This is a genomic window from Kribbella sp. NPDC004536 (assembly GCF_042873835.1).
Lineage (GTDB): Bacteria > Actinomycetota > Actinomycetes > Propionibacteriales > Kribbellaceae > Kribbella.
In genome coordinates this window covers 146926-169153 of the sequence record NZ_JBIALY010000005.1, presented here as the reverse complement: position 1 = coordinate 169153, position 22228 = coordinate 146926, and the positions used below count along the sequence as shown (strand labels likewise).

20 protein-coding genes are annotated in these 22228 nt (G+C 69.2%); 10 read left to right on the top strand and 10 right to left on the bottom strand.

Annotated elements, in window-relative coordinates:
- Window positions 1–98 precede the first annotated feature (98 nt).
- Entirely contained in the window at window positions 99–1346 is a 1248-nt protein-coding gene (locus ACFYRU_RS36755; RefSeq protein ID WP_387667834.1) for an Ig-like domain-containing protein, read from the top strand.
- 52 nt (window positions 1347–1398) lie between these two features.
- Here the strand turns inward: ACFYRU_RS36755 and ACFYRU_RS36750 are convergent, their stop codons facing one another.
- Window positions 1399–2220 (bottom strand): alpha/beta fold hydrolase, encoded by an 822-nt coding sequence (locus ACFYRU_RS36750; RefSeq protein ID WP_387667831.1) that lies wholly within the window; start codon window positions 2218–2220, stop codon window positions 1399–1401.
- 41 nt (window positions 2221–2261) lie between these two features.
- On the opposite strand from ACFYRU_RS36750, the gene ACFYRU_RS36745 reads away from it, so the two are divergent.
- Window positions 2262–2726: a MarR family winged helix-turn-helix transcriptional regulator gene (locus ACFYRU_RS36745; RefSeq protein WP_387667828.1), complete on the top strand. Its 465-nt coding sequence runs from the start codon at window positions 2262–2264 to the stop codon at window positions 2724–2726.
- A gap of 45 nt (window positions 2727–2771) precedes the next feature.
- On the opposite strand, the gene ACFYRU_RS36740 is transcribed toward ACFYRU_RS36745, so the two are convergent.
- From ACFYRU_RS36740 to ACFYRU_RS36725, 4 genes are read right to left on the bottom strand one after another with little or no spacing between them, the layout of a single operon-like run.
- Complete coding sequence (locus ACFYRU_RS36740; RefSeq protein ID WP_387667826.1) at window positions 2772–4442, bottom strand: cytochrome bc complex cytochrome b subunit; 1671 nt, start codon at window positions 4440–4442, stop codon at window positions 2772–2774.
- The gene (locus ACFYRU_RS36735) at window positions 4439–5488 is read right to left on the bottom strand and encodes a Rieske 2Fe-2S domain-containing protein (RefSeq protein ID WP_387667824.1); all 1050 of its coding nucleotides are present in this window, start codon (window positions 5486–5488) and stop codon (window positions 4439–4441) included. Before ACFYRU_RS36735 ends, ACFYRU_RS36740 begins: the two co-directional genes overlap by 4 nt.
- Entirely contained in the window at window positions 5485–6351 is an 867-nt protein-coding gene (locus ACFYRU_RS36730) for a c-type cytochrome (protein WP_387667822.1), read from the bottom strand. The genes ACFYRU_RS36735 and ACFYRU_RS36730 overlap by 4 nt, the downstream gene beginning before the upstream one ends.
- Entirely contained in the window at window positions 6348–6950 is a 603-nt protein-coding gene (locus ACFYRU_RS36725; protein ID WP_387667819.1) for a heme-copper oxidase subunit III, read from the bottom strand. Before ACFYRU_RS36725 ends, ACFYRU_RS36730 begins: the two co-directional genes overlap by 4 nt.
- Before the next feature lie 142 nt (window positions 6951–7092).
- Here ACFYRU_RS36725 and ACFYRU_RS36720 point away from each other — a divergent pair, with 142 nt between their 5' ends.
- The 3 genes from ACFYRU_RS36720 to trpD are packed head-to-tail and all read left to right on the top strand — an operon-like array spanning window position 7093 to window position 9518.
- Window positions 7093–8010: a cytochrome c oxidase assembly protein gene (locus ACFYRU_RS36720; RefSeq protein WP_387667817.1), complete on the top strand. Its 918-nt coding sequence runs from the start codon at window positions 7093–7095 to the stop codon at window positions 8008–8010.
- A 46-nt stretch (window positions 8011–8056) separates the two neighbouring features.
- Window positions 8057–8473, top strand: coding sequence for a hypothetical protein (locus ACFYRU_RS36715; protein ID WP_387667814.1), 417 nt, complete (start codon window positions 8057–8059; stop codon window positions 8471–8473).
- Between the two features lie 4 nt (window positions 8474–8477).
- Window positions 8478–9518 carry an anthranilate phosphoribosyltransferase gene (gene trpD, locus ACFYRU_RS36710; RefSeq protein WP_387667812.1) on the top strand — a complete coding sequence of 347 codons (1041 nt, stop codon included), beginning with the start codon at window positions 8478–8480 and terminating at the stop codon, window positions 9516–9518.
- A gap of 39 nt (window positions 9519–9557) precedes the next feature.
- Here the strand turns inward: trpD and ACFYRU_RS36705 are convergent, their stop codons facing one another.
- Window positions 9558–10292: a hypothetical protein gene (locus ACFYRU_RS36705; RefSeq protein ID WP_387667809.1), complete on the bottom strand. Its 735-nt coding sequence runs from the start codon at window positions 10290–10292 to the stop codon at window positions 9558–9560.
- A gap of 540 nt (window positions 10293–10832) precedes the next feature.
- Between ACFYRU_RS36705 and ACFYRU_RS36700 the strand changes: the two genes are divergently transcribed.
- On the top strand, window positions 10833–10961 hold the full coding sequence (locus tag ACFYRU_RS36700) for a hypothetical protein (RefSeq protein WP_387667807.1): 129 nt from the start codon (window positions 10833–10835) through the stop codon (window positions 10959–10961).
- A 388-nt stretch (window positions 10962–11349) separates the two neighbouring features.
- Here the strand turns inward: ACFYRU_RS36700 and ACFYRU_RS36695 are convergent, their stop codons facing one another.
- From ACFYRU_RS36695 to ACFYRU_RS36685, 3 genes are all read right to left on the bottom strand, one after another.
- Window positions 11350–15513 (bottom strand): hypothetical protein, encoded by a 4164-nt coding sequence (locus tag ACFYRU_RS36695; RefSeq protein WP_387667804.1) that lies wholly within the window; start codon window positions 15511–15513, stop codon window positions 11350–11352.
- A 123-nt stretch (window positions 15514–15636) separates the two neighbouring features.
- Entirely contained in the window at window positions 15637–15921 is a 285-nt protein-coding gene (locus tag ACFYRU_RS36690) for an Lrp/AsnC family transcriptional regulator (RefSeq protein ID WP_387667802.1), read from the bottom strand.
- Window positions 15922–15973: 52 nt separating this feature from the next.
- Window positions 15974–16771 carry a helix-turn-helix domain-containing protein gene (locus tag ACFYRU_RS36685; RefSeq protein WP_387667799.1) on the bottom strand — a complete coding sequence of 266 codons (798 nt, stop codon included), beginning with the start codon at window positions 16769–16771 and terminating at the stop codon, window positions 15974–15976.
- Between the two features lie 84 nt (window positions 16772–16855).
- Here ACFYRU_RS36685 and ACFYRU_RS36680 point away from each other — a divergent pair, with 84 nt between their 5' ends.
- The gene (locus ACFYRU_RS36680) at window positions 16856–17275 is read left to right on the top strand and encodes a hypothetical protein (protein ID WP_387667797.1); all 420 of its coding nucleotides are present in this window, start codon (window positions 16856–16858) and stop codon (window positions 17273–17275) included.
- Here ACFYRU_RS36680 and ACFYRU_RS36675 read toward each other — a convergent pair.
- Window positions 17272–19065, bottom strand: coding sequence for a DEDD exonuclease domain-containing protein (locus tag ACFYRU_RS36675; protein WP_387667794.1), 1794 nt, complete (start codon window positions 19063–19065; stop codon window positions 17272–17274). The genes ACFYRU_RS36680 and ACFYRU_RS36675 overlap by 4 nt on opposite strands.
- A gap of 216 nt (window positions 19066–19281) precedes the next feature.
- Here ACFYRU_RS36675 and ACFYRU_RS36670 point away from each other — a divergent pair, with 216 nt between their 5' ends.
- The 3 genes from ACFYRU_RS36670 to ACFYRU_RS36660 all read left to right on the top strand — a co-directional run bounded on the left by ACFYRU_RS36670 (window position 19282) and on the right by ACFYRU_RS36660 (window position 22172).
- Window positions 19282–20547: an NYN domain-containing protein gene (locus ACFYRU_RS36670; protein WP_387667792.1), complete on the top strand. Its 1266-nt coding sequence runs from the start codon at window positions 19282–19284 to the stop codon at window positions 20545–20547.
- Between the two features lie 107 nt (window positions 20548–20654).
- Complete coding sequence (locus ACFYRU_RS36665) at window positions 20655–20858, top strand: hypothetical protein (RefSeq protein ID WP_387667791.1); 204 nt, start codon at window positions 20655–20657, stop codon at window positions 20856–20858.
- A 258-nt stretch (window positions 20859–21116) separates the two neighbouring features.
- Window positions 21117–22172: an NlpC/P60 family protein gene (locus tag ACFYRU_RS36660; protein WP_387667789.1), complete on the top strand. Its 1056-nt coding sequence runs from the start codon at window positions 21117–21119 to the stop codon at window positions 22170–22172.
- Window positions 22173–22228 lie beyond the last annotated feature (56 nt).

Sequence of the window (22228 nt, the reverse complement as noted above, 5' to 3'; positions counted from 1 at the left end):
GTCGTGTGGTGTGCGATGCACGGAAATGTCGCCGCGGCAGGTTACCCTTACCGCGGTTTGACTAAACAGGGGAGAGCTGGGGAATGGTGAGCGGTTCGGTGAGGAAGCACGGCCTTGCCGTGGCAGGCATCTGTGTCCTGCTGCTGGCCGGTACGGCGTGCAGCGACACGAAGGCCAACGGGAACAGCAACGGCGGTCAGTCGACGCCGAGCGCCTCCACGTCGCAGAGCAGTACCCCGGGCGCCTCGAGCACGCCCGGTGACTCGACCACTCCCTCGGGGAGCAACCAGGCCGCCGACATCGCGGTCGTGCCCGCCAAGGGCGCAACGTCGGTGCAGCCGGACAAGCCGGTCACGGTGACCAGCACGGGCGGCAAACTCACCGCCGTCACGCTGAAGGACGACGACGGCGACGAGGTCGCCGGCAACTTCAACAGCGACAAGACCCAGTGGACGTCGGCCGACCTGCTGAAGCCGGGCGCGACGTACACCCTGAGCGGTTCGGCCGAGGGCACCGACGGCGCCACCGTGCCGGTCAGCTCGAGCTTCAAGACGCTGAAGGCGACCAAGAGCCTGAAGGCCTCGATCGCCCCGCTGAACAACGACACCGTCGGCGTCGCCTACCCGGTCCAGATCTACTGGAACAACCCGGTCAAGGACCGCGCCGCGGTCGAGAAGCGGCTCTCGGTGAAGACCTCGGTCCCGGTCGACGGCACCTGGCACTGGGTGAACAGCAAGCAGGTCAACTACCGGCCGAAGAACTACTGGCCGGCCGGCACCAAGGTGACGGTGAACGTCGACACCCAGGGCGTGAACGCCGGGAACAACACCTGGGGCACCGCCAGCCGGAAGATCAACTTCACCATCGGCAAGTCCGTGGTCAGCCACGTCGACGTGAAGCGGCACGTGATGACCGTCACGATCAACGGCAAGCTGGCCCGCACGATCCCGATCACCGCCGGCAAGGACGGGTTCACCACCCGCAGCGGCGTCAAGGTGATCATGGAGAAGTACACGGTCAAGCGGATGGACGCGGCCACCATCGGCCTCAAGCCCGGTGACCCGAACTACTACAACATCCCGGACGTGAAGTGGGCGCAGCGTGTCACCAGCTCCGGTGAGTTCCTCCACGGCGCGCCGTGGTCGGCCGGCAGCCAGGGCAGCGCCAACGTCAGCCACGGCTGCGTCGGCATGAGCCTCGCGGACGCGCAGTGGTTCTTCGGCCAGACCCTGATCGGCGACCCGGTCACCGTCACCGGCACCAGCCGCACGATGGAGCCCGGCAACGGCTGGACCGACTGGAACACCACCTGGGCCGCCTACAAGGCCGGCTCGGCCCTGTCCTGACCCGCTGAACCCCGCTGAACCTGAAGCCCCCGTCCGGCAGGACGGGGGCTTTTCAGTTGAAGTACTTCTGCAGCTCGGGCACGAGCTCGTCCGCGTGCAGGGACGGTAGCGAGTGGTGCGTCGCGGTCGCGAGGGGCACGACGATTGCGCCGGGACTGAGCGTGGCGATGCGCTGAGTCAGCCGGGTGGCGTTGTGGCTCTTGCTGCGGCCGGCGACGAAGACCAGGGGAGCGACCGTGCCGAGCTGCTCGTCGGTGGGCCGTTTGGTGCGGACGAACGGGGTCGAAGGCTGCTCCGCGGCCAGTCCTGCCAGTTCGAGGACCTCAGGGTCGACCAGGAGGCCCTGGGTCTCCCAGCGGAGGAACGAGACGGTGCGCGCCCGGGACGGGCGTACGAGGCTGGGCAGTGCGCGGAGGACGTACGGGATGCGCAGGCCGAGGTAGCAGTCCGTCGGATCGATCAGAGCGAGACGGTCGACACGGTCCGGCTCGGCGACCGCGTACGTGAGCGCGAGCCACGAACCGTACGAATGACCGCACACCGCGGCTCGGGCGACGCCAAGACCGTCGAGTACGTTCGTCAGCCAGGTGTGCAGATCGCCGGGCGTCCTGGGCTTCCGGCCGCTGTTGATGCTGCGACCGGCGTCGACGATCAGGTCGACGGCGTAGACCCGGTGATCCTTCCCGAGCTCCGGCGCGACGGTGAACCAGACGGGCGAGGTCGCGCCGTGCCCCGGCAGCAGGACCACCGGTGGACCGTCTGCGGGACCGCACGCGTTCACGCGGGTCGTGCCGAACTCGTCGGTCAGCTCGAGCTGCTCGACCGGGGCGTTCCAGCGGGCGAGTAGAGCGTCGTACGTGTCCTGGAAGCTCATGTCGTCGAGAATAGCTCACTGAGTGAGGTAAATTGTCGGGTATGCGCGAACGAGTGACGCCGGCCGACCCCGAGCGGACTGCGGCGCTGGAGTTGGTGCACCGGCTGCGCGACGTCGCGCTGAAGCTGGAGTTGGCGATCGGGGAGTTCGCCCATACGTCGGGACTGCACAGCACCGACGTACGGGCCCTCGTACGCCTCCTCGACGCCGAACGGGCCGGGGTGGACGCAACGCCCAGCTGGCTCGCTCAGCAGCTGGGAATGACCTCTCAGGCGACGACAGCGGTCATCCACCGCCTGGAGGCTGCCGGGCATGTCGAACGCCTCAGAAGCCGCTCAGACGCCCGCAGCACGCACCTGCAGGTCTCCGACAGCGCAGTGGACCTCGGCTGGCAGTTCTTCGGCCCGCTGCTGGACCGCCTGATCGCTACCGCCCAAGCCCTCGACACCAGCGAGCAGACCCTGGTCAAGGACTACCTCGGCGCCGTCTCCGACGCCCTGGGCTAAACGAAAAGGCCCCGCCGAGTGGCGGGGCCTTTCGGTGCTGCGACGTCAGGAGTGGTCGCTGGTGACCTCTCGGTACGTCTCTGTCTCGGACAGCTCGTGGATCTCGTCGGCGTCGTGAGCGTGCTCGTGCGCCTCCGCGATCTCCTGGGCCGTCGGCTTCTGCACCGCGTCCGCGTAGTAGAAGCGGGACAGTGCGGCGCGGGCCTTGTTCAGCGCGCGGCGCGGGGCTCGGACGCCGTTGTCGTCGGTGTCCGGGCCGATCTCGTGCGGCAGGACCCGGTCCCGCGCGGTGAGCGAGTAGGCCTCGTACGTCGAGATCGGCTGGTGCTTCTCGGTGTACCTGCCCTCCGGGGAGCGGACGATGACGCCGGTCTCCAGACCATGCAGCAGCCGTTCCTGGTCCGCGCGCTGCAGCGAGATCGCCCAGCGGCGGGCCACCCAGAACGCCAGGATCGGGCCGAGGATCACCGCGAACCGGAGGAACCAGGTCACGTGGTTCAGCGAGATGCCGAAGTGGGTGGCGATCAGGTCGTTACCACCACCGATCCACAGCAGCGCGTAGAAGGTGATGAACGCGACGCCGATACCGGTCCGGGTCGGTACGTCCCGGGGCCGGTCGAGCAGGTGGTGCTCGCGTTTGTCACCGGTGATCCACCCCTCGATGAACGGATACAGCGCGACCAGCGTGACGAACGCCGGTGGCACGATCAGCGCCGGGATGATCAGGTTCCAGCTGAGCGTGATGCCCCAGAAGTGCGACTCGAATCCGGGGAAGATACGCACCGAGCCTTCCAGCCAGCCCATGTACCAGTCGGGCTGCGAGCCCGCGGTCACCTCGGCCGGGTTGTACGGCCCGTACAGCCAGACCGGGTTGATCTGCATCAGCGCGCCCATCAGCGCGGTGATGCCGAAGACCACGAAGAAGAAGCCGCCGGCCTTGGCCGTGTACACCGGGAACAGCGGGTAGCCGACCACGTTCTTCTGCGTCCGGCCGGGACCGGCGTACTGCGTGTGCTTGTGGTACACGACCAGGAACAGGTGCACCGTGACGAGAGCCAGGATGATGCCCGGGATCAGCAGCACGTGCGCGATGAAGAACCGGGAGACGAAGTCGCCGCCGGGGAACTCTCCGCCGAAGATGAAGAAGTTCATGTACGTGCCGACCACCGGCGACGCCTGGATCATGCCGTTGGTGATCCGCAGACCGGTACCGGACAGCAGGTCGTCGGGGAGGCCGTACCCGATGAAGCCCTCGATGATGCCGAGGAACAGCATCCCGAAGCCGATCAGCCAGTTCAGCTCACGCGGCTTGCGGAACGCGCCGGTGAAGAACATCCGCAGCAGGTGCACCATCATCGCCGCGATGAACAGCACGGCGGCCCAGTGGTGGATCTGCCGGATCAGCAGACCGCCGCGGACGTCGAAGCTGAGGTTCAGCGTGGAGGCGTACGCCTCCGACATGTGCAGACCCTTGAGCAGGCTGTACGAGCCCTGGTACTCGACCTCGGCCATCGAAGGCTTGAACCAGAAGGTCAGGAACGTACCGGTCAGGATCAGGATGATGAAGCTGTAGAGCGCGATCTCGCCCAGCATGAACGACCAGTGGTCCGGGAAGATCTTGCGGAGGTTCTTCTTCCCGATCTTGGCGATGCCGAGGCGGTCGTCGATCCATTTGACCGGCCCGGGGAACTCTGTGCTTGTTGACACTGTTGTCACCCTCGTTCGAAGAAGCTCGGGCCGACCGGCTCGGTGAAGCCGCTCTGCGCAACCAGGTAGCCCTCACTGTCCACTGCCAACGGTAGCTGAGGCAGCGGCCGGGCAGCAGGGCCGAACACGACCTTCGCGGCGTCGGACAGGTCGAAGGTCGACTGGTGGCACGGGCAGAGCACGTGGTGAGTGGTCTGCTCGTACAGCGAGATCGGGCAGCCGACGTGGGTGCAGATCTTGGAGTAGCAGAGGATCCCGTCGACGCCCCAGTTCTCCCGGCCCGGCTTGGTACGGATCTCGCTGGGCTTGATCCGGACCACGATCACGGCGGCCTTGGCCTTGGCGTTCTGGTACCCGACCGGGTCCGACTCCTGCATCGGGGCCAGGTTGGCGGGCGCCGCGTTCACCAGCTGGCCGACGATCAGGTCGGACGGCTTGATCGGGCGGTCGGTGACGTCGTTGACGACCCGGATGCCCTTGGCCCAGATCGTGTTGTACAGCGACCGGCCCGGCAGCGGGCCGAGGTCGCGGAGGAACACGATGGCCGGCAGGCCGAGGGCGCCGAGGGCGCCGATCAGCGAGTTCCGGATCATCTTGCGGCGGCCGAACCCGGACTCCGCGGCGCCCTGCTTGAACGCCTCGGTGATCTCGGCGATCTGCTCCGGCGACGAGTGCGCGGCGTGCCGGTCCTCGGCGATCTCCTCGTCGACCATCAGCTTCTTGGCCCACTGGATCGCGCCGGCGCCGATCAGGAACAGCGCGAGCCCGATGCACAGGCCCATCACCATGTTGTTCGCGTTGCCGGACAGCGGCCCGAACTCGAGGATCGAGTGCCGCGGGATCGCGAAGTACGCCACGCAGGCGCCCAGCACCAGCAGCGTCGCGAACCCGAACATCGCCGACACCTGGCGCTCGACGCGGTCGGCCGCCTTCGGGTCGATGTCGGTGATCCGCGGCTCGTGCGGCTCCAGTCCCGGGTCCGGGATCGGCTCCGCGACCACGAGGTCGGTGCCGTGCTGCTCTTCCGCCTTCACCGGCAGGTTCTCGTCACTCATTCGGCCTTCGCCCCCTTGGCCTTGACGCCCTTGGCGCCGATCCAGACCGCCACACCGACCAGCAGACCGATTCCGACGAACCAGCCCCAGAGGCCTTCCGACACCGGGCCGAGCCGACCGAGGCCGAAGCCGCCCGGGTCCTTCTGGTTCTGCAGCGCCTTCAGGTAGGCGATGATGTCCTGCTTGTCCTGCGGCTGCATGACCTGGTCGGAGAAGACCGGCATCTGCTGCGGGCCGGTCAGCATGGCCTCGTAGATGTGCTTCTCACTGACACCCATCAGCGACGGCGCGTACTTGCCGTTCGGCAGCGCACCGCCACGACCGGCGAAGTTGTGGCAGGCCGTGCAGTTGGTCCGGAACAGCTCGCCACCGCGGGTGACCTGCTCGTCGGTGGCCTTGCTCACGTCGTACGACTCCGAGGCCGGGACGGCCGGGCCGGGGGCGAGCGAGGCGACGTACGCGGCCAGTGCCTCGATCTCCTCCTGCGAGTACGCCGGGGTCTTGCGCGGGATCTGCGCGCCCGGCTGCATCGCCGGCATCCGGCCGGTGCCGACCTGGAAGTCGACCGCGGCGGCGCCGACACCGATCAACGACGGACCGGCCATCTTGCCGGCGCCGTTCCCGCCGCCCTCGGCGTTCAGGCCGTGACAGCTGGCACAGCCGACCGCGAAGAGCTTCTTGCCCTCCTCGATCTGCTGGGACTGGGCCGAGTTGTCCGCCACCGCGTTGTCAGGGGCGAAGGCGGCGTACGCCGAACCCACTGCCAGGAGGCCGAACAGGAGCACGACGAGGCCGGCGGACCGGTGCCGTCGTCGCGCGGAGAGAAAGCGCGCCGGTGACAAGGGATTTCTCTTCTCACTCATTTGAGCAGGTAGATGGTCGCGAACAGGGCGATCCAGACCACGTCGACGAAGTGCCAGTAGTACGACACGACGATCGCCGAGACGGCCTGTTCGTGGGTGAACTTACGAGCCATGTACGTCCTGGCCAGGACGAACACGAAAGCGATGAGGCCGCCGGTCACGTGCAGGGCGTGGAACCCGGTGGCCAGGTAGAAGACCGATCCGTACGCGTTCGACGAGATCGTCAGGCCCTCCTGCACCAGACCGGTGTACTCCGTCACCTGCCCGGCGACGAACACCGCGCCCATGAGGTAGGTGAGGATGAACCACTCACGCATGCCCCAGTTCCGCGGGTTCAGTGCCGAGCCGTTGCGGCCGACCTTGCCGTGCTCGGCGGCGAACACGCCCAGCTGGCAGGTGACCGACGACAGCACCAGGATCGTCGTGTTCACCGCGGCGAACGGGACGTCCAGGTGCTCCGTCATCAGCTTCCAGAGCGTGTCCGTTCCGGGAGCGGCGGCGGCGGTCGTCACCGACCGGATCGTGAAGTACGCCGCGAACAGGGCGGCGAAGAACATCAGTTCGCTCGAGAGCCAGACGATCGTGCCGACACTGACCATGCTGGGACGGTCGGCATGACCGTGTTCACGAGACGCTGGGAGCGCGGTTGCAGTGGCCACGCGGTCATTATGTCGGTCCTTGCGTTCAGCGCTACGACCACCCCCGTGCATGTCGTGAACCGGCTGTTCCTACTGTGGAAGCGTGCTTCCCCTTCACGCCTCTCCGGGCGACGAGATCGAGCCGTTGACCGCGGTCCGGTTGCTGACGGCATGGACCTTCGAACCGGTGTTACTCGGCGTGATCGTGATCCTCGGAGCGCTCTACCTGTACGGCGTCCACAAGCTCCGCCGGCGCGGTGACAAGTGGTCCCGCGGCCGCACGTTCTCGTTCGTGGGCGTCGGTCTGGGCAGTGCGGTGATCGCCACCCAGTCGGCCATCGGCACGTACGACACGGTCCTGATCAGCGTGCACATGGTGCAGCACATGATCCTGTCGATGCTGACGCCGCTCGCGCTGGCGCTCGGCGCGCCGGTCACGCTGGCGCTCCGGACGTTGCCGCAACGGCCGCGGAAGTGGTTGCTCTCCGTGTTGCACTCGCGGTTCGCGAAGGTGATCTGCTTCCCGCTGATCGGCTTCACGCTGTTCGTACTCAGTCCCTGGGCGCTGTACTTCAGCGGCTGGTACGACGCGACGCTGCGCTCGACCGTGCTGCACGACCTGCTGCACCTGCACTTCATCCTGGTCGGATCGTTGTTCTTCTGGCCGCTGCTCGGCCTCGACCCGGTGCCCGGCCGGGTGATCTACCCGTTCCGGCTGATCCTGACGTTCCTGACGCTGCCGTTCCACGCGTTCCTCGGGATCACGATCATGGGCGCCAACAAGCTCATCGCCGAGGACTGGTACACCAGCTTCGGCCGCTCGTGGCCGCCGTCGCCGCTGCGCGACCAGTACATCGCGGGCGGCCTGCTGTGGGGCTCGGGCGACCTCGTCGGCCTGGTGTTCTTCGCCGTGCTGTTCGTCCAGTGGGTCCGCGAATCGCAGCGTGAGGCGCGCCGCGAGGACCGGCGGCTGGACCGGTTGGAGGAACAGGCTCGCCGGGCCGGGCAGACACCCCGGTAGCATTCGCGGTGTCAGGTTTGTCGAGTACACAGCTTGGGATGGATCGATGAGTTCAGAGCGTCCGCTGAAGGTCCTGGTCTACAGCGACGACCGTACGACGCGGGAGTCCGTCCGGCTGGCCCTCGGCAAGCGGCCGACGGCCGATCTGCCCGAGCTCGAGTACGTCGAGTGCGCGACCGAGCCGGCCGTGATCAAGACCATGGACAAGGGCGGGATCGACCTGGCCATCCTGGACGGCGAGGCCGTGCCGGCCGGTGGCATGGGTATCGCCCGGCAGCTGAAGGACGAGATCTTCCAGTGCCCGCCGGTCCTCGTCATCACCGGCCGTCCGCAGGACGCGTGGCTGGCCACCTGGTCGCGGGCCGAGGGCGCGGTGTCGCACCCGATCGACCCGATCAAGCTGGCCGAGGTCACCGCGGAGCTGCTCCGCCAGCGGCTGGCCAAGCCCGCCATCACCTCCTGAGGCGATGAGCGCCTACACCTGGTCCCAGGTCATCGGGCCGCTGCTGCGGCACGAGGACCTGGAGGCCGCCGCCACCGCGTGGGCGATGGAACAGATCCTGTCCGGGGCCGCGACACCGGCCCAGCTGGCCGGGTTCGTGATCGCGCTGCGGTCCAAGGGCGAGACGGTCACCGAGGTCGAGGGCCTCGTGCAGACGATGCGCGAGTTCGCGACCACGATCAGCGTCCCGGGACGGACCCTGGACGTGGTCGGGACCGGCGGTGACCAAGCCCACACGGTGAACATCAGCACGATGTCCGCGATCGTCGCTGCCGGCGCCGGTGCGAAGGTGGTCAAGCACGGCAACCGGGCAGCCTCGTCCGCGTGCGGTGCCGCCGACGTACTCGAGGAGCTCGGCATCCCGCTCGACCTCAGCGGCCCGCAGGTGGCCGAGGTGGCGGAGCGGGCCGGCATCACGTTCTGCTTCGCGGCCGCGTTCCACCCCGCGCTGCGCAACGCCGCCGTACCGCGTCGCGAGCTCGGCGTACCGACGACGTTCAACCTGCTCGGCCCGCTCGCGAACCCGGGCGACCCGTCCGCACAGGCCGTCGGTGTCGCGGACAGCCGCGTGGCCGGGTTGATGGCCGGCGTACTCGCGCGGCGCGGGATCGACGCGCTGGTGTTCCACGGCGACGACGGCCTGGACGAGTTGACCACGCGTACGACGTCACAGGTGTGGACCGTCGGCGGCGGCAACGTCGAGGGACCGGTGACGCTGGACCCGCGGGAGCTCGGGATCGAACCGGTGTCGGCGGATGCGCTGAAGGGCGCGGACGCGACGTACAACGCGAAGGTCGTCCGCGCACTCGTCGACGGCGAGACCGGGCCGGTGCGCGACGTCGTACTGCTGAACGCCGGTGCCGCGCTGGCGGCGTACACGCCTGAGGCGGGCAGCGTGACCGAGCGGATCCGGACCGGCATGGACCGGGCTGCGGAAGCGATCGACTCCGGTGCGGCGAAGGACGTGCTCGACCGGTGGATCGCTGCTTGCGCCGAGGTGCGCTGAGCTTCCGGGGGCCGGCCGGGGTTCGGCCGGCCCTCGCTGCTATCCGTTGATCTTGATCTGGCTGACCTTGTAGCGCCAGACGTTCTGCCACGCCGGGGTGGAGCCGGCGATGTCCGCGATCGACACGTCCGCGGTGCCGTCACCGCGGTCGATCACCGCGATCATCACGGTGGAGAACGTCTCGGTCAGCTTCGGCACCTTGACCGCGACCTTCGCGACGATCTCGTGGCCCGGGTGGCCGTTCACCGTGATCGCCTTGTGCGTCGGGCCCGGCATGATCGTCGCCTTCTGGCCGTACAGGTTGCCGACCGCGCGAGCGCCGATCCCGATCGCGGCCGACTTGAGGCCGGCGGCCGTGTTCTTGTACGGAATGTCCGGCGGGAGCTGCCCGAACGCGGTGTAGTTGCCCCAGCTCGCACCCTTGCCGTCGTAGTTGCTGTGCACCGTGAACCAGATCGCGGCGCCGCCCCACAGGCCGGTGCGCTCGTAGGTGTTGCTCCACGCCGAGCTCATGTTCGGCATCGAGTCGTTGTTCGCGGCAATCATTTCGGTACCGAGCACCTTGCCGACCGGCGTCGGCGTCTCCGAAGGCTTGACCGACGGGCTGACCGTCTCCAACGGCTTTCCGGTGGTCGGGAGGGTCACGGGGGTGGTCGCGTCCGCCTTGTTCCAGATCCAGCCGACGCTGAGGCCGGTCGCCGCCAGGGCCGCTACTACCAGGACCACGGCGCCGACAACTCGTGCTCGGCCGCTGATGTTGGGACCGGTGACCACGGGTAGGCTGCCGCGACCTCGGGCCGGCGCAGGTTTCGCATCGGGCCCGGCCGCCTGGGAAATAACCTCGGTGAACACGGCCGGTTGCTGCGGTGCTGATCCGCTCTGCAGACCAGCGTGCTGACCCGACTGCGGCCCCGGCCTACCCGGCTGACCGCCCTGCGGGCCTGCGGGTCGACCAGCCTGCGGTCCGCCCATGGGTTGACCGGCCTGCGGTCCGCCCATTGGTTGGCCGGGCTGCGGTGCTCTGTGTTGTGGTGGCTGTGGTCCGCCTGGCTGCGGTCCCATTGGCTGCGCCTGCCAGCCTGCCGGTGGCTGACCAGGCCGCTGACCCGGTTGCTGTGGCTGTACGCCCCACATCTGACCGCCTTGAGGCGGGCCGGGCTGCGATGGGCGCTGCTGAGGGTTGTACTGCGGTCCCGGCGGGGGAGCCGCATGCTGAGGACGCACCTGCTGTTGACCGGCCCGTTGCGGGTTCGACTGCTGCGAACCCGCCGGCTGCGGACCTGCTGACTGTGGGCCGGGCTGCTGTGGTCCGGCGTGCTGCGGACCAGGTCGCTGCCCCGTCTGCTGCGTGGGCTGCTGACCGCCCCACAGCTGCCCACCCTGCGGCTGCCCGCCTTGGGGCTGCCCGCCTTGGGGCTGCCCGCCTTGGGGCTGCCCGCCTAGGGGCTGGCCGCTGGGCTGTGGCTGGGCACCCGGTTGCTGCTGGGCGCCGGGCGGCAGGCCACGCTCCGGCTGGCCGCCCTGCGGCGGTTGCCCGCCCGCCTGTTGGCCGCCCGCCTGTTGGCCACCCGGTACCTGGTTGCCCGGCTGCTGGCCGGCCGGTTGTTGGGTGGTCCAATGAGATTGTTGGGGTGGGGTCGCGTGTTGAGGGCGTGCCTGGGGCGGGGGCGGTGGTGCGGGTGCGGGGGACTGGCCGAACAGCGGGTCCGCCGAACTTGGCCGGTCCTGCGTCTCGTCCTGCGGCGTATCTGCAAGCGGGGCCGGCGCGGGCGGTGCCTGCGGCGTACCGGCAAGCGGATCCGCACCGCCCGGCGGCGTGGGGTCTTCGTTCTCAGCCAACTTGAATTCCTCTGTAGGCCTCGGCCGCGGCCTCTCTCAGATCCGGGCGGTTGTTCGGGATCTCGCTGATGTACGCGACCGCGGTACCGTCACCGAGATCGAAGACGGCAACCGTCAGCGTAAGCACTCGATCGGTCACCTTGGCCGCGGTCGTGGTCACGGTTTGCTGTACGAACCAGCCGGACTTGTCCGAGCGCTTCACGGCGCCGTTCGCGAGCGGCTTGAACGTCACGGGGATGTTCCCGTACATGTCGTCGCGCAGCTGCGTCGACAGCGTCAGCGCGGTCGCCTTCGGGTCGCCGGTGAAGCCTGCTCCCGTACCGAGCCCGCCGACGAAGATGTCCGCGGACCAGTCGTCCTGGCCGACCGCCTGCTCGGTCAGCACGATGCGCTGGCCGTTCGAGTTCTGCAGCTGCTGGACCAGACGCTTGCGGTCCGACCACGGCGGGTTCCGGCGCGGGAACGAGATCGCCGTCGACGCGATCCGGTTGGCGCCTTCGTGCAGCTTCGGGTTCTTCGACTGCCCGGGCGTGGTACCGCCGGTCGGCGAGGGCGACGTGGTCTGCGTCGGCGAACCGGTCGGGGTCGGGTTCGCGGTCTTGTCGTCGCCCTTGGTGAGCACCACGATGACGATCGCGATGACGAGGATCAGCGCGATCCCACCGCCGACCACCACCGGCAGCTTCCCGCCGAACGGTCCGCCACCACCCGGGCTCTTGGACTTCTTGCTCTTGCCCTTCTCCCGCTTGCCGACGCCGGAGCTCAGGTCGGTCTGACCGCCCCACGCCTCGTTCCCGTCGTCACCCCAGGCACGCTGCGGAGCCTGCTGAGCAGGCGTGCCTTGCCAAGCTTGCGGCCCGCCGTGCTGTGCGCCTTGCATGCCGGACTGCTGGGTGCCGGACTGCTGGCTGCCGGCCCAGTTGTTGCCGCCTTGCTGGGTCTCCTGTACCGGCCAGCTCTGACCGCCGTTCCACGACTGGTTGGCGTTCTGACCGTTCGCGGTGGCCGGCTGCGATCCCCACAGTTGCTGGCCACCGGACTGATCCTGCCCAGCCTGCTGGTTGCCCGCTTGCTGTACGCCAGGCTGCCCGTTCCAGTTGCCTTGCTGTTGGTTCTGGGGGTTGGGCTGCTGATCACCCCAGAGCTGAACCGGCGGATCCGGAATCGGGTCCGCCGTCTCGGGAACCGTCCAGAGCGGAGCAGCCTTCTCCGGCGTCTCCAGATCCTCTTCGTCCGAGGCCTCGACACCCCAGGCCGGTACGTCGCCGACCTCGTCGTCCTGTTCGTCACCCGCCTGGCTGCCCCAGTCAGGCTGCAGCACAACCCCTTCGGCCTCCGCCGCCTGCCGATCGGCCTCCGCATCAGCCACCCAAGCAGCCTCCGCAACCCGATCCGCCTCCACCCCCACCGCGCCCACACCGGCATCCGCCGCGCCCACACCGGCATCCGCCGCGCCCACGCCGACGCCCATGCCGTTCGCGTCGGCATCCGCCACGTTTGCGTCGCCGTCCGTCCGGCCAGCGTCGGCATCCGCTGCGTTCGCGCCGGCGTTCGTCCGGTTCGCGTCAGCAAGCGCCGCGCTCTCCTCGGTGTCCGCCGCGTTGGCGTTGACGTGGGTCGCGTTCGTGTCGGCGTCCGTGACGTTCGTGTCGGCGGCGGGCTGGGCGGTGGTGTCGGCTCCCGCGTTTGTGGCTGGGGCCAGGCTGAGGGCTGGGGTGGCGGGTCGGGCGGACGTGGGGTCGGTTGGTTCGTCCTCGTCCTGGTCGCCGCGCAGGGCCGCCTCGGCTGCTTCTGCTTCGGCCGGGTCGCGTTGGGTCCAGTGTTCCGACGGGGCGGGCGCGAGCTCTGGTGCGCCCCAGGTTGCTCGAGCGCGCTCGGCCGCCGTCGGGCCGCTGGGTACTGCGGGTTGTACGTCGTCAGCCGGCTGCGCTGAGGTTTGTACGACGTCAGCCGCCTGCGCCGAGGTCTGCGCGTACTCGTCCGGCGACACCGCCCGGAGACGCGGCCCACCACCGGCTGCTACGTCGTTACCGGACTGCGCCGAACCCCAAAGCGCCGGCGTCTCAACCGGCTGCCACCACCCACCCCCCGCCTGCTCGCCCGACGAAGTACCACCCGCCTGCTCGGCCCGCGCAGAACCAGCCGCCCGGTCGGCCCACCCAGTACCACCCGCTTGCTCGTCCGACGAAGTACCACCGACCTGGTCGGCCCGCGCAGTACCGCCTGCCTGGTCGGCACGCGCAGTACTACCTGTCTGCTCGGCACGCGCAGTACCAGCTGCCTGGTCGGACAGGGCAGTACCAGCTGCCTGGTCGGACAGGGCAGTACCAGCTGCCTGCTCGGCGGGCGCAGTACTGGCCGCTCCGCTGTCCTGCACAGACCGAAGCGCGCCCGTACCCCGCCCGCCCTGCGCATCAACGGTCTGCTCTACAGCACCATGCGATGTGACGGCAGGTGTGGCAGCAGTACCTGCGCCCGCAGCACCCGTGTCTGCGCCGCGCGTGTCCTGGGGTGCAGGCTGCTCGTAGGAGGTGAACTGGTTGGCTGCCCACGGCTGCTGGTCCGCGGACCAGGCCGGCTGGTTCGGCTGCTCATGGACGGGAAACTGCTGACCGGCCCAGGGCTGTTGCTGGGGTTGCTCGGTGTCCGGCCACGGTTGGATCTGGGTTTGTTCGGCGTCTGGGTTCGGCTGTTCATACGACGTGAACTGATCAGCACCCCACGGCTGCTGCTCGGCAGACCAAGCAGGCTGGTTCCCGTCACCGGTCTGCTGCAGTTGCCACGGCTGCTGTGCCTCGTCCGCCCCCGCCCCCTGCACCGGCCACTGCTGCTGCGGCGCGCCTGCACCCGCCTCCTGCACCGGCCACTGCTGCGGGACGTTCGTACCAGCCTGCTGCACCGGCCATTCCTGCTGCGGTGCTCCCGTGCCCGCCTCCTGCGCGGGCCATTGCTGCTGCGGCGCGTTCGCACCAGCCTGCTGCGCGGGCCACTGCTGCGGCTCGTTCGCACCACCCTGTTGCGCCGGCCATTGCTGCGGCGTCTCGGTATCTGCCTGCTGTGCTGGCCATTGCTGGTGCTGTGCAGTGTTGGTGCCTGGCTGCTGCGTAGGCCACTGTTCTTGGGCGGGCTGGATTTGGGTTTGCTCGTCGTCCGGCTGGTCGTACGACGTGAACTGGTCGGCACCCCACGGCTGCTGGTCGGCGGACCAGGCCGGCTGGTTCCCGTCAGCGGGCTGCTGCAACTGCCACGGCTGCTGAGGCGACTCTGCGCCCGTCTGCTGTGCCGGCCACTGCTGCTGCGGCGCGTTGGCACCCGCCTGCTGTGCGGGCCACTGCTGCTGTGGCGTGTTGGCACCCGTCTGCTGGGTCGGCCACTGCTGCTGTTGCTGGGGCGCGTTCTGCTGGGGCCAGGCTTGCTGGTTGGCGTCTGGTTGGCCGGACCACGGCTGGATCTGGGTCTGGTCGGCGTCCGGCTGGTCGTAGGAGCTGAACTGGTCGGCGCCCCAGGCCTGCTGGTCGGCGGTCCAGGCCGGTTGGTTCTGGTCGTTGGACCATTGCTGTTGTGGTGTGGGGTTGTGTTGCTGGGGCGGCCAGGGTTGGTTGGTGTTGTCTGGCTGGTGCTGGTCGTTGCCGGGTTCGTCGTACGAGCTGAACTGGTCGGCACCCCAGGCTTGCTGGTCGGCGGTCCAGGCCGGTTGACCGGCGTCCGGAGTGGCCCACTGGTCGCCACCGGCCTGCTGGCCGGCGCCAGACTGCTGGGCACGGCCGGACTGCTGGTTGGGCGCGGGTTGCTGGGCGGGCCAGGACTGTTGTTGGTCCGCGCCGGGCTGCGCGGTGGGCCACGAGGGTTGCTGGGCGGGGTCGGGCTGTTGGGTGGCCGTGGGTTGCTCGATGGGCCAGGACTGTTGCTGGGTGGGCCACTGGTGCGGCGATGACTGTGTGGGGGGCTCGCCCGCCGTGTGCTCGTCGTTCGACGGGGCGACGGACGCGGCGTCGGCTGTGGCTGGGGTGACGTCGGTGGGGGTCGACTCGGCGGCTAGTTGGGCGGCCTGGTCTTCGTGTTCGGTTTTGTTGGTCCACTTCTCGCCGTTCCAGAAGCGGATCCGGTGGGGTTGCCCGGTGGGGTCGGGGTACCAGCCGGCGGGTGGGTTGCTCATCCGCGTCCTCGCTGCGTCTTCGGCGCGCAGGTGCGATCCTGCGCGTCTCCGAACCGACCCCAGAAGTTCATGGGGTCAACCGTAACTTCAGCTCGTGTCAGCCGGACCCGATCGGACCGGTCCTCAGACACCGTCCTCGCCCAGGCTGAAGGCCGCCTCCAGGTCGTGGCTGGAGTACGCGCGGAACGCGATGTGCGTCTCGGTGCTCAGTACGCCGGGCACCCGGTTGACGTGTTCGGGGATGACGGTGGCCAGGTCGTCGTGCCGTGCGACCCGCACCAGCGCGATCAGGTCGAGCCCGCCGGTCACGGAGTACACCTCGCTGACGCCGTCGATGGCGGCGACCGCCTCGGCGACCTCGGGGATCCGTGCGACGTCGGCCTTGATGAACACGATCGCGGTGACCATGCCGTCCTCTCCTCAGAAACCTCAGGAACCGTTTCAGGAACTCCTGAACAACTCACACCTCGACCCGCTGAAGCATAGTGCGGTCGAGGCTGCGCAGCGCCCGCGCCGTCGGTTCGTCCGCGGGCAGGAACGCCTCCATCCGCAGTTCGGAGACCCTGACGTCGACCGCCGTACCGAATCTGGTCAGCGTGGTGATCAGCCGCAGCTCGCCGTCTCCGGACCGCAGCCGCAGCGGTACGGCGAACCCGAGGTGCTCCGGCCCGGTCTCCGGGCGCGGCGGGATCAGTGTGACGAGCTCCGCGATCAGCGCGTCCGCCTCGAGCTTCGGCACCAGCGCCGCCTCCCGGGTGAGCCCGTCGATCACGTGCCACGACCATTCGGCCAGGTTCACGATCCGCGGCGCGAGCCCGTCCGGGTGCAGCAACAGCCGCGGCACCGAGACCGGCGCCGAGAGCAGGTACGGCGCGACGCCGGCGACCAGCGCGTCGAACGAGCCGTTCGCGAGCACCAGGTCCCCGCGCCGGTCGACCACCACGGCGGGACTCGGCCGATGCCCTTCGAGGATGCCGCTCAGGGCCGTCCGGATCGCGTGCAGGCTCGGAGCGTCGTACGGCGTCTCGTCGTACGCCGGGGCGTAGCCGCCCGCGACCAGCAACTGGTTGCGCTCCCGCAGCGGCACCTGCAGCGACTCGGCGAGCCGGATGACCATGTCGCGCCCCGGCACCGACCGGCCGCTCTCGATGAAGCTGACGTGCCGCTGCGTCGTCCCGGCCCGGACGGCCAGCTCGAGCTGGCTCACCCGCCGCCGCGCCCGCCACGTCCGCAAACCCGAAGCCAACTCAGATGCCATGCCCAAGTTCTAACCCACGCCACCGACGGTCCATACCGCCAAGGGAATTGTCCGGCCGGTACCGCCCCAGGCAAGGTCGTGGACGTGAACAACAACACGGCACAAGAGCTGGCAAATCGTTATGTAGCAGTCTGGAACGAGCCCGACGCCGACGCCCGCCGCCAGGCCGTCGAGGCACTGTGGACCGAGGACGGCGTACACCTTCTCGAGCCGCCCGAGGAGATCGTCAAGCGCGCCACCGAGATCGGCGTCACCGCGACCCTCGAAGCCCGCGGGCACGAGGAGCTGACGAGACGGGTCAGCACCGCGTACGGCGAGTTCGTCGCGCCAGGGCAGTACGAATTCGTCCCACATGGTGATGCCGCCGTACTGAAAGACCTGGTGAAACTGCGCTGGGCGATGGTCCCGGCAGGCGGGGGAGAGGCGCTTGCCATCGGCATCGATCTGCTGCTGCTCGCCCCGGACGGCCGGATCCGCACGGACTACCAGTTCATCGAGGCCTAACCGACCCGAGCAGGCCCGAGCGGACGCAGGTGCCGGCGGCGTTCGGTCGGGTGCTGGTGGAGGTCCGAGTGCGCGTTGTCGAGGCGGGTGAGATGACGCCCGGCACCGCTCACCGGGCAGGTCCACGTGCCCTCCATCTCGACCAGCCGGACCCCGGGGAGCTCGAGCCAGCGCAGGATCAGCTCGATCTCCTCCGGCGTGGCGGTCGCGACCGGGCCGATCCCGGGCAGCACCGTCTCCGCCGACGCGCGCAGCATCTCCAGCTGTGGCCGGGGATCGGTCCCGCGCGGGCTGAACCCGGCCGCCGCGAGCCGGCCGCGCCGGATCACGTGCAGTTCCCACCCGCCGTCGTCCGTACGCCGCGCCGCGCAGATCTCCGCGCACCCGGTCACCGACGCCATCCGCTGCATCCGCGCCGAGCTCCGCACGAACGCGCTCAGCCGGTCGCGGTGCACGGCGGCGTCCTCGAACCGCTCGTCGGCGGACAGTACGTCGATCCGCCGGTCGAGCGCGTCGACGACCGGGGTCGGGTCGGCGGTCAGCGCCGAGCGCAACGCGGTGACGAACTCGCCGTACGAATCCGCCGAGATCCGCCCGTCGCACGGCGCGACGCAGCGGCCCATCTCGGCCAGCACGCACGGCGACAGCGACGGCTGCCTGGACATCCGCGCGGTGCACTGCCGGATCGGGAACGCCTCGTGCAGCGCGGCCATCGCCCGCTCCGCGGTCTTGCGTGAGCTGAACGGGCCGAGGTATCCGGCGTCGTCGTCGCGGACCTGTTTGACCAGCGACAGCCGCGGAAACGGTTCGACCGTGACCTTCAGCCAGTGCTGCCGCTCCGGGAACTTCGAACGCCGGTTGTACCGCGGTTTGTGTTCCGCGATCAGCCGCAGCTCCCGGACCTCGGCCTCCAGCGGCGTACCGCACTCGATCCCGCGGACGCCGGTCGCGATGCCGACCATCTCGCCGATCCGGTTCCGCGTCTCGGAGGCGGTGAAGTACGACCGGACGCGCGTGCGCAGGTCCTTCGACTTGCCGACGTACAGGACCTCGCCGCGGTCGTCGGTGAACAGGTACACACCCGGTGCGTGCGGCAACGACTCGGCCAGGTGGCGCTTCTTGCGGACCGCGGGCGCGACCCGGGACGAGAACGTCTGCAGGTCCTCCAACGTTTGCACGCCCAACGAGCCGACCCGCTCGAACAGCCCGTGCAGCACGTCGACAGTGGCGCGGGCGTCGGACAGCGCGCGGTGGTTCGGCGTGGTCGTCGTCCGGAACAGCTTGGCCAGCGTGCCGAGCTTGCAGTTCGGCGCTTCGTCCGGGGTGATCACGCGGCGCGCCAGCAGCGCGGTGTCGACGACCGCGAAGTCGGGCCAGTCGTATCCGTGCACCTGCGTCTCGTGCTTCAGGAAGCCCATGTCGAACGGCGCGTTGTGCGCGACCATCACGGACCCCTGCGCGAACTCCAGGAAGGCCGGCAACACCGACTCGATCCGGGGTGACGAGGCAACCATCAGGTTGGAGATGCCGGTCAGCACGGCGATGAACGGCGGAATCGGCTCGGACGGGTTGACCAGTGTCTGGAACTCGCCGATCACCTCGCCGGCATGCACCTTGACCGCGCCGATCTCGGTGATGCCGCCCTCGCCCGGCGGGTTGCCGGTGGTCTCCAGGTCGACGACGCAGAACGTGATGTCCCGCAGCGGTGTCCCCAGGTCGTCGAAACTGGGCTGGACACCGAGGATCGGCGGCTGCGGATCCGCGGCTCGGGCACGCCCTGGGCTGGTCATGGTCACGACGCTAGGAGCCGCCACCGACAATTCCGCAGGTGACACGCCTGAGAGTCGACTAGGCTCTCTGTATGCGTACACAGGCGATCACCGTGAATCAGGGCCCGCGGCCCGTTCGCTGTGGTCTGCGTCACCGGCCGCTCCGGGCCGTCGTTCCAGCCGGACAGCGGACCGGTGACTGAGGCCGGCACCGCCGCGAGCTCTGCCGCTACGACTTTGCCTGAACCGGTCCGGCAGCGCGTCCTGACCCTCGCCGCGCACGCCCTCGGCCAACTTCCCGCGACCGACGTCCCGGCCCCGCTGCGCCGGTTCGCGAGTTTCGCGCCGGCCAAGCGCGCGAAGCTGTCGGCGTCGGTGCTCGGCCCGATCCTGGCGACCGACGAGCACTTCCGGAAGCTGACGGCGTTCGAGGTACGGCGTGAGCACCCGGAGCTCGGCGACGCGGTGGCCGACGGCGTACCGGTACCGGCGGCCGACCCGGTCGAGGTGGCCGCGCTCGCGTACCTGCTGCGCCCGGACGGCTGGGAGCAGCACGTCGCCGCGGCCGCACAGGTCCCGGCGGATACCCCGCGGGCCGACGCCGCCGCGGTCGACCGGCTCTCGGACCAGCTCGACCAGGCCCGCACCGAGACCCGTCAGGTCCGCGAACGGCTTCGTGAACAGGTCAACGAGCTGAAGACCGAGAACGTCACGCTCCGCCGCAAGCTGAACGAGGCCAGGCAGCGGATCACGGGTCTGAACAGCGAACTCGAGCAACGGACGAAGGAAGCCGCGTCCGCCGACGAACGGGTCGACGCGGCCCGTGCCGAAGTGGAGCGTGAGCTGCGCAAACTCCGCGCCCGCGTCACCGAACTGGAAGCCGTCGAACACGCGGCCCGGCGGACAGCCGGGCAGGAGCGTGAGCTGGCGACGACACGCACCCGGCTGCTGCTGGACACGTTGCTGGAGGCAGCGAGCGGCCTGCGCCGCGAACTGGCGCTGCCGCCCGGGGGAGAGCTCCGTCCGGCGGACACGGTGGCCGGCTCCGAGCCCGAGGCGGCGCCCGTCGGACGTACGGCGCCCGAGGACGACCCGGCGTTGTTCGACGAGCTGCTGTCGTTGCCGCAGGTGCACCTGATCATCGACGGCTACAACGTCACGAAGACCGCATGGCCAAACTCGCCCCTGCATTCGCAGCGTCAGCGCCTGGTGACCGCATTGGGGGCTCTGGTGGCGCAGCGTCGGGTCGAGGTGACCGTGGTGTTCGACGGGGCGGAGCTGTCCGGGCCGGTGCAGCTGAACCCACCACGCGGCGTACGCGTGCGGTTCAGTCCGGCCGGGGTGATCGCCGACGAGGTGATCCGGCAACTGGTTCGGGCCGAGCCGCCGGGCCGCCCGGTGGTGGTCGTTTCCACCGACCGCGAAGTTGCCGAAAGCATCGTCAAACTCGGCGCCCGCGCGCTCTCGGCGACAAGCCTGGTGACACGCATCGTCAGGACTTAGTTCCAGAAACTGTCGGTGGGGTTCTCTAGCGTCCTTCTCAGCCGGATGCAAGTCCGGCGCTTCCCCACTTGGAGGACGTTGTGCTGATCGACTGCGACGCTTGTGTGATGAAGGGTCCTGGCTGCCAGGACTGTGTCGTCACCGTTGTGCTGGGGTTCTCGGCCGAACGGTCCGGCAGCCTGCGGATCGACGACGACGAGAAGGCCGCGTTGGACGCGCTCGCCGAGTCAGGCCTGGTCCCGCCGCTGCGCCTGGTGCACGCGGTGGACAGCATCGAGCCGGACACCGATCCCCGCGAAGAGACCGGCTGAACTCCCTGTAACCGAAGGCGAAACGGTCGTTTGGCCGGGAGCGTTCTTCGTTAATTTTCGATCAAACCCGAGGGGCGAATTGCACTGGTCACGAAACGGTCACTACTGTTACCTCTCGTTGCCTCAGGGTGTCGGCCGCTCCGGCCGACCGGGCAACGGCAAGCCGAGGGAGTGATCCGGCGGCTGCCGCGGACCTGAAGTCCGTGGTGGACCCGGTCAACGGGGACGGCGCGAGCAGAGGAAGGGACCGACCGGGCTGTGTCCATCGGACGCATCAACCGCACCAAGGGAATCGCCCTCGCCGCCATCACCAGCACGGCTGTCGCTGCCGGCGTGATCCTGATCCAGGGAGCGGCCGACGCCGACCCCGCGCCCACCCTGGCACAGGCGAAGCAGCAGGTCGCCGACCTGCAGCACCAGGCCGAAGTGGCCGGTGAGAACGCGAACGACCTCCGCGGCCAGATCTCCGCCGCCCAGGCCCGGGTGAACGCGTTGAAGTCCGGCATCGCCAAGCAGCAGGCCCAGGTGGACGCTGTGAAGCGGCAGATCGGTTCCCTCGCGGTGGCCGGCTACCAGACCTCCGGGATCTCGACGACGGCCCAGTTGCTGCTCTCGAACAACCCCGACCAGTTCCTCAGCCAGGCGTCCACGGCCCAGGCCTTCGCCGGCCAGCAGAACTCGGCGCTCCGCCGCTACCAGCTCGCGCAGGGCAAGCTCACCGACCTGCAGGCGAGCGAGCAGACCGAGCTGGCCGCGCTGCAGGCCGTGCAGGCCAAGCAGACCGGCTTCGTGAACCAGCTGAACGGCAACCTCGACAAGGCCCAGAAGGTGCTCGACAAGCTGAGCGCGGCCGACCGCAAGCGGATCGAGGAGGAGAACGCCAAGGACGCGGAGAACGCGCGCAAGCAGCGCCCGACCCGCGACGGCAACCGGACCGGCGACGACATCCCGAACATCCCGGCCAGCGGCCGCGGCGCGATCGCGATCAACGCGGCGCTGTCCCAGCTCGGTGACCCGTACGTCTGGGGTGCGGACGGCCCGGATTCGTACGACTGCTCCGGGCTGACGGAGTACGCCTGGGGCAAGGCCGGCGTCTCGCTGACGCACTCCTCGAAGGCACAGGCCGGCGAAGGCCGCCGGATCAGCAGGTCCGAGCTGCAGCCGGGCGACCTGGTGTTCTACTACAGCCCGATCAGCCACGTCGCGCTCTACCTCGGCAACGGCCGGATCGTGCACGCGCCGCGGCCGGGCAAGAGCGTCGAGATCGCTCCGCTCGACGAGATGCCGATCAACACGATGGTCCGCCCGGGCTGACCTGAGATCTTTGACATACTCTGCGGCTCCGGGGGTTTTTCCAGCGAGGGGCCGAG

Excerpts from the sequence above, each read along its gene's own strand:
- ACFYRU_RS36715 (WP_387667814.1), top strand. The coding sequence starts at position 8,057 with ATGAGTTCAGAGCGTCCGCTGAAGGTCCTGGTCTACAGCGACGACCGT.
- ACFYRU_RS36735 (WP_387667824.1), bottom strand. The coding sequence starts at position 5,488 with ATGAGTGACGAGAACCTGCCGGTGAAGGCGGAAGAGCAGCACGGCACC.
- ACFYRU_RS36750 (WP_387667831.1), bottom strand. The coding sequence starts at position 2,220 with ATGAGCTTCCAGGACACGTACGACGCTCTACTCGCCCGCTGGAACGCC.
- ACFYRU_RS36725 (WP_387667819.1), bottom strand. The coding sequence starts at position 6,950 with ATGGTCAGTGTCGGCACGATCGTCTGGCTCTCGAGCGAACTGATGTTC.
- ACFYRU_RS36695 (WP_387667804.1), bottom strand. The coding sequence starts at position 15,513 with ATGAGCAACCCACCCGCCGGCTGGTACCCCGACCCCACCGGGCAACCC.
- ACFYRU_RS36690 (WP_387667802.1), bottom strand. The coding sequence starts at position 15,921 with ATGGTCACCGCGATCGTGTTCATCAAGGCCGACGTCGCACGGATCCCC.
- ACFYRU_RS36730 (WP_387667822.1), bottom strand. The coding sequence starts at position 6,351 with ATGAGTGAGAAGAGAAATCCCTTGTCACCGGCGCGCTTTCTCTCCGCG.
- ACFYRU_RS36665 (WP_387667791.1), top strand. The coding sequence starts at position 20,655 with ATGAAGGGTCCTGGCTGCCAGGACTGTGTCGTCACCGTTGTGCTGGGG.
- ACFYRU_RS36745 (WP_387667828.1), top strand. The coding sequence starts at position 2,262 with ATGCGCGAACGAGTGACGCCGGCCGACCCCGAGCGGACTGCGGCGCTG.
- ACFYRU_RS36685 (WP_387667799.1), bottom strand. The coding sequence starts at position 16,771 with ATGGCATCTGAGTTGGCTTCGGGTTTGCGGACGTGGCGGGCGCGGCGG.
- trpD (WP_387667812.1), top strand. The coding sequence starts at position 8,478 with ATGAGCGCCTACACCTGGTCCCAGGTCATCGGGCCGCTGCTGCGGCAC.
- ACFYRU_RS36675 (WP_387667794.1), bottom strand. The coding sequence starts at position 19,065 with ATGACCAGCCCAGGGCGTGCCCGAGCCGCGGATCCGCAGCCGCCGATC.